The sequence below is a fragment of the Alcaligenes sp. Me129 genome (genome assembly GCF_050487245.1).
Lineage (GTDB): Bacteria > Pseudomonadota > Gammaproteobacteria > Burkholderiales > Burkholderiaceae_B > Alcaligenes > Alcaligenes phenolicus.
This window is the reverse complement of record NZ_JBKQGX010000003.1, coordinates 337,448-343,971: the sequence shown is the minus strand read 5'-3', so window position 1 is coordinate 343,971 and position 6,524 is coordinate 337,448. Positions and strand designations below refer to the sequence as shown.

Genomic DNA, 6,524 nt, shown 5'->3' with positions numbered 1-6,524 from the left:
AGGCAGCAGGCAGCAGGCAGCAGGCAGCAGGCAGCAGGCAGCAGGCAGCAGGCAGCAGGCAGCAGGCAGCAGGCAGCGAGCCGCAAACAACAAATAAGAACCCGCGAACTCAGGGGGCCTGGAAGTGATCTCGTTCGCTTGAAGACAAACAGCCAGCCGTTTATAGCGGCTGGCTGTTTGTGTACTGGTACTACCAAGAAGGCTTAGCGGGGAAGTGTCGAACTCCCCATCAGGAACTCGTCTACGGAACGGGCACATTGGCGGCCTTCGCGGATGGCCCAGACGATCAGGGACTGGCCGCGTCGCATGTCTCCGGCGGCGAAGACTTTGGCTCGGCTGGTTTGGTAGTCGTCTGTGTTGGCGGCGACGTTGCCGCGCTGGTCGGCTTCTACGGCAAAGGCGTCCAGCACTTGGCGTACGGGGGCGGTGAAGCCCATGGCCAGCAGGACCAGGTCGGCGGGGAAGGTCATTTCGGAACCGGCAATGGGCGTCATGCTCATGCGGCCTGTCGCGGGATCGGTTTTCCATTCCACCCGCACGGCGCGCAGTTCTTTGACTTGGCCGTTCTTGCCTTCCAGCTCTACGGTGTTGATCGCCCAGTCGCGCTCGCAGCCTTCTTCGTGCGAGGACGAGGTGCGCAGTTTCATGGGCCAGTAAGGCCAGGTCAGCTCCGTGTTTTCCTGCTCGGGCGGGCGGGGCATCAGTTCGAATTGGGTGACTGATTTTGCGCCTTGGCGTGTGCTGGTGCCCACGCAGTCCGAGCCGGTATCACCGCCGCCAATCACTACGACATGCTTGCCTTGAGCGCTGATGGCGGGAGTGCCTCGCGAACCGGCAACCTGCTGGTTCTGGATGCGCAGGAAGTCCATGGCGGGATGTACGCCTTGCAGCTGGCTACCGGGGGCCTCCAGCAGGCGGGGGGTTTCGGAGCCGCCTGCCAGGATGATGGCGTCGAACTGTTGTTCCAGCTCGGTAGGGGACAGCACGGTCAGCCCCGGTTCCTGGGCGGCTTGATCTTGTGCCTGACCAATATAGGTAGAAGGGCAAAACTGCACACCCTCGGCCTGCATTTGGGCGATGCGACGATCCAGCAAGTGCTTGTCCAGCTTGAAGTCGGGGATGCCGTAGCGCATCAGGCCACCAATGCGGTCGCTTTTCTCGTACACGGTGACCTCGTGGCCGACGCGTGCCAATTGCTGGGCACTGGCCAAGCCGGCAGGGCCGGAGCCGATGACGGCCACGCGTTTGCCGGTTTTGTGGGTAGGCACTTGTGGCACAACCCAGCCCTCTGCCCAGCCTTTGTCGATGATGGCGTGCTCGATGGATTTGATGCCCACGGGCGCACGGTCGATGTTCAGGGTACAGGCTGCCTCGCAAGGAGCGGGGCAGATGCGGCCAGTAATTTCCGGAAAGTTATTGGTGGAGTGCAGCACGTCCAGTGCTTCTTTCCACTGCTGGCGGTAAACCAGATCATTCCAGTCGGGGATGATGTTGTTGACCGGGCAGCCGTTGTGGCAGAAAGGGATGCCGCAATCCATGCAGCGGGCGGCCTGCTGGCCTGCCTGCTCGTCGTTCAATACCTGGACAAACTCTTTCCAGTGCTTGACCCGCTTTAAAGGAGCTTCTACGGCTTCTTGCAGACGTTGAAACTCAAGAAATCCAGTCGTCTTTCCCATGATGTGTCGTTTCCTGATGGTGATGGGAAGGGTTCAGGCCGAAGCCGAACGGCGGGTTTTACTGCTTTTGGGCGCGGCTTTGCTCGCTGGCGGGCCTTGCCACAATTCGCTCAATGCACGGCGGTACTCGCGTGGAATGACTTTGACGAATTGTGCGCGGGCGCTGTCCCAGTCTTTCAAGAGCTCGCGGGCCTGGAAGCTGCCCGTGGCCTTGAAATGTTCCTGAACCAGGGTTTGCAAGATGGCATCGTCGGTCTGACGTTCGCCCTGGGCGCTACGGCTGTGCCATTGCGCCATGCTGCTGTTCATCTCTTGCTCGGCCTTGCTCAGGACCGGCTCCAGATCCACCATGCCGGGGTTGCAGCGCAGTTGCAGGCGACGTTGCGGGTCCCACACGTAGGCCACGCCACCGGACATGCCGGCTGCAAAGTTGCGGCCCACTTCGCCCAGGACAACCACGGTACCGCCCGTCATGTATTCGCAACCATGATCGCCTACGCCTTCTACAACCGCGCTGGCACCGGAGTTACGCACGGCAAAGCGTTCACCGGCCACGCCGTTGAAGTAAGCCGCACCGGACAGGGCGCCGTAAAGCACGGTATTGCCCACGATGATGTGGTCCGGGCCGTAGCCACGAAAGTCGTTGGGCGAGCGCACGATAATGCGGCCGCCGGACAAGCCTTTACCTACGTAGTCATTGGCTTCACCCACCAGATCCAGGGTGATGCCCTGCGCCAGGAAAGCGCCAAAGCTCTGGCCCGCTGTACCTTTGCACTGAATGTGCAGGCTGTCGTCAGGCAGACCTTGATGGCCGTATTTCTTGGTGAATACGCCCGAGAGCATGGCACCGACGCTGCGGTTGCGGTTGCGTACGGGGGTGATGAAGGACAGTGGGGTGCCCTGATTCAAGGTCACGGCACTGCGCTCGATCAGTTGGCGATCCAGCGTGTGTTCCAGGTCATGATCCTGGGTAGCGATCTGACGTGGGGACTCTTCATTGTCCACTTTGTGCAGCAGGCGGGAGAAGTCCAGGCCCTGGGCTTTCCAGTGTTCGATACCGCTGCGCATATCCAGCCAGTCGCTGCGACCGATCAGATCGTCAAAGTGGCGTACACCCAGCTTGGCCATCAGTTCACGCACTTCTTCTGCAACGAAGAAGAAGTAGTTCACTACGTGCTCGGGCTTGCCCTTGAATTTGCGGCGCAGCACGGGGTCCTGAGTGGCAACGCCAACGGGACAGGTGTTCAGATGGCATTTGCGCATCATGATGCAGCCTTCCACGACCAGCGGAGCGGTGGCAAAGCCAAACTCATCCGCACCCAGCAAGGCGCCGATCACCACATCGCGGCCGGTTTTCATCTGGCCGTCGGCCTGCACGCGGATGCGGCTGCGCAAGCGGTTCAGCAATAGGGTTTGCTGGGTTTCAGCCAGACCGAGTTCCCACGGGGTACCGGCATGCTTGATGGAGGACAGGGGCGAAGCACCCGTACCACCGTCGTGACCGGCAATCACAATGTGATCGGCCTTGGCTTTGGCAACGCCAGCGGCCACGGTGCCCACGCCTACTTTGGACACCAGTTTCACGGAGATATCCGCTTGCGGGTTCACGTTCTTCAAATCGTGAATCAGCTGGGCCAAATCTTCGATGGAGTAAATGTCGTGATGGGGGGGAGGAGAAATCAGGCCCACACCGGGAACGGAGTAACGCAGTTTGGCGATGTACTCGGACACTTTATGACCGGGCAATTGACCGCCTTCACCGGGTTTGGCTCCTTGTGCCATCTTGATCTGAATTTGATCTGCACTGCACAGGTATTGGGCGGATACGCCAAAGCGGCCGGACGCAACCTGCTTGATGCGCGAGCGCAGTGAATCGTTCTCTTGCAGCTCAATGTCGGCAAATACGCGATCCTGTCCCAGGACGCTGGCCAAGGTGTCACCCTGGCGAATGCCGCTTTTACCGTGCTGCATTTCATGCTGGTAGCGCAGCTCGTCCTCGCCACCTTCACCAGTATTGGACTTGCCGCCAATCCGGTTCATGGCCACGGCCAGTACGGCGTGGGCTTCGGTTGAAATCGAACCCAGCGACATGGCGCCGGTTGCAAAGCGTTTGACGATCTCGCTAGCCGGTTCCACCTCTTCCAAAGGAATCGCTTGAGCCGGGTCCAGACGCAGTTCGAACAAACCACGCAGTGTCATGTGACGGCGGCTTTGCTCGTTGATGAGCTGGGCGTATTCCTTGTAGGTGCTGTAGTTCTGGCTGCGGGTGGCGTGTTGCAGCTTGGCGATGGAGTCGGCGGTCCACATATGGGCTTCGCCGCGCACGCGTACTGCGTATTCGCCACCGGCTTCCAGATGGTTTTCCAGCACGGGGTCTTTGCTGTAGGCGGCGCGGTGCTGACGCAGCGCTTCTTCAGCCACGGTGAAGATATCAATCCCTTCTACCGGACAGGAGGTGCCCACAAAGTATTTGTCCACCAGCGAGCGCGACAGGCCGATGGTCTCGAAAATCTGCGCGCCGGTGTAGGACATGTAGGTGGAGATGCCCATTTTGGACATCACCTTGTACAAGCCCTTGTTGATGGCCTTGATGTAGTAGCCCTCGGCCTGGGAGGCGTCGATCTGGTTGATCGGGTCCTGGGCCAGATGCTGCAGGCTTTCAAAAGCCAGCCAGGGGTGCATGGCTTCGGCACCATACGCACCCAGCAGGGCGAAGTGATGCACTTCACGGGCCGAGCCAGTTTCCACAACCAGACCCGTGCGGGTACGCAGACCGATGCGGATCAGGTGCTGGTGAATGGCCGAGGTTGCCAGCAGGGCGGGGATGGCCACATGCTCGGCGTCACATCGGCGATCTGTCAGGATCAGGATGTTGTAGCCATCGCGCACGGCATCTGCCGCACGGGCGCACAGTGCGGCCACGCTGGCCTCAATGCCTTCCGGGCCCCAGGCGCTGGGGTAGATGATGTCCAGTTCCTGGCTGCGGAATTTGCCATTGCTGGCCGCTTCAATGCGCCGGATCTGGTTCATGTCAGCCGGGCTCAGCACGGGCTGGGACACTTCCAGGCGCAGCGGCGGGTTGACGTTGTTGATGTCCAGCAGATTGGGCTTGGGGCCAATAAAGGACACCAGCGACATCACCATCTGTTCCCGAATCGGGTCGATAGGCGGGTTGGTAACCTGAGCAAACAGCTGGCGGAAGTAGTTGTAGAAGGGCTTGGACTTGTCGGACAGCACGGCCAACGGCGCGTCGTTGCCCATGGAGCCGGTGGCCTCTTCGCCCTTGCTGGCCATGGGCTGCAGGACGACTTTGATATCTTCCTGGGTCCAGCCAAAAGCTTGTTGCTGATCCAGCAGGTCGCGTGTGGCCAATTGGGGGCGCACGCCGGGCACGCTGGGCAGGGAGTCCAGGCGCAAGCGCAGGCGTTCAATCCACTGCTTGTAGGGGTGGGTGTTAGCCAGTTGGGATTTGATCTCGGCATCGTCAATGATGCGGCCCTGTTCCAGATCGATCAGCAGCATCTTGCCCGGTTGCAGACGCCATTTCTTGACGATGCGGTGCTCGGGAATAGGCAGGGTACCGGCTTCAGAGGCCAGCACAATCATGTCGTCGTCGGTAATGACGTAGCGGGCGGGACGCAGGCCGTTACGATCCAGCAGCGCACCAATTTGCAGGCCATCAGTAAAGGCGATGGCAGCAGGGCCATCCCATGGTTCCATCTGAGCGGCGTAGTACTCGTAGAAAGCGCGACGGCTTTCGTCCATCTCGGCGTGTTGCTCCCAGGCCTCCGGCATCATGATCATCATGGCGTGCGGCAGCGAGTAGCCGGCCATCACCAGCAGTTCCAGGCAGTTGTCGAAAGTGGCCGTGTCGGACTGGCCTTCGTACACGATGGGGTAAAGCTTTTGCAGATCCGAACCCAGCACGGCCGATTCCATGGCGCCTTCACGGGCACGCAGCCAGTTGAAGTTGCCCTGTACCGTGTTGATCTCGCCGTTGTGAGCGATCAGGCGGTAGGGGTGAGCCAGAGGCCAGGCGGGGAAGGTATTGGTGGAAAAGCGCTGGTGGACCAGGGCCAGGGCGGAACAGGCGCGAGGGTCGGCCAGATCGCGGTAGTAGCGGCCAACCTGGTCAGCCAGCAGCAGGCCTTTGTAGACGATGGTACGCACCGAGGCCGAGGTCACAAAGTATTCCTGGCCGTGGGCCAATGCCATGCGGTAGATGGCGTGGCTGGCGGTCTTGCGGATCACGTACAGCTTGCGCTCCAGCGCATCGGGCACCATCACATCCGGGCCGCGGCCAATGAACAGCTGGCGAATCACCGGTTCGTTGGCCTTGACGGTGGGCGACATGGGCATGGTGCTGTCCACCGGCACATCGCGCCAGCCCAGCATGTGCTGGCCTTCGGCACGTACCGCACGTTCCAGCTCCTGTTCACAGGCCAGGCGGGAAGCGGTTTCCTTGGGCAGGAACACCATGGCTACGCCGTACTCGCCGGGGGGCGGCAGGGTCACGCCCTGAGCGGCCATTTCTTCGCGGTAAAGCTGGTCGGGGATCTGGATCAGAATGCCTGCACCGTCGCCCATCAAGGGATCTGCGCCTACAGCGCCGCGGTGATCAAGGTTTTCCAGGATTTTAAGGCCTTGGGTGATGATGGCGTGGCTCGCCTGGCCTTTGATGTGTGCGATAAATCCGACGCCGCAGGCGTCGTGTTCGTTAGCGGGAAGGTACAAGCCTTGGGCTTGGGGGGGACAGGAGTGTGTCATGGGCGTATCCGCAAAGAACGTGTTAAAGCGGTGCATTTGTTGCAGCGCAAAAAATAAAATACAGCGATTTTTTTTTTGCAC

General features: G+C 60.5%; 2 protein-coding genes. Both read right to left on the bottom strand.

Annotation, left to right across the window (positions count from 1 at the left end; all coding sequences use genetic code 11):
• Positions 1–203: 203 nt before the first annotated feature.
• Complete coding sequence (locus ACLPGZ_RS05525) at positions 204–1,676, bottom strand: glutamate synthase subunit beta (protein ID WP_060186151.1); 1,473 nt, start codon at positions 1,674–1,676, stop codon at positions 204–206.
• A gap of 33 nt (positions 1,677–1,709) precedes the next feature.
• Complete coding sequence (locus ACLPGZ_RS05520) at positions 1,710–6,443, bottom strand: glutamate synthase-related protein (RefSeq protein WP_429641037.1); 4,734 nt, start codon at positions 6,441–6,443, stop codon at positions 1,710–1,712.
• Between the last annotated feature and the right edge of the window lie 81 nt (positions 6,444–6,524).

What these genes read in the sequence shown, in the direction of transcription:
- ACLPGZ_RS05525 (WP_060186151.1), bottom strand. Translation starts at nt 1,676, where the DNA reads ATGGGAAAGACGACTGGATTTCTTGAGTTTCAACGTCTGCAAGAAGCC.
- ACLPGZ_RS05520 (WP_429641037.1), bottom strand. Translation starts at nt 6,443, where the DNA reads ATGACACACTCCTGTCCCCCCCAAGCCCAAGGCTTGTACCTTCCCGCT.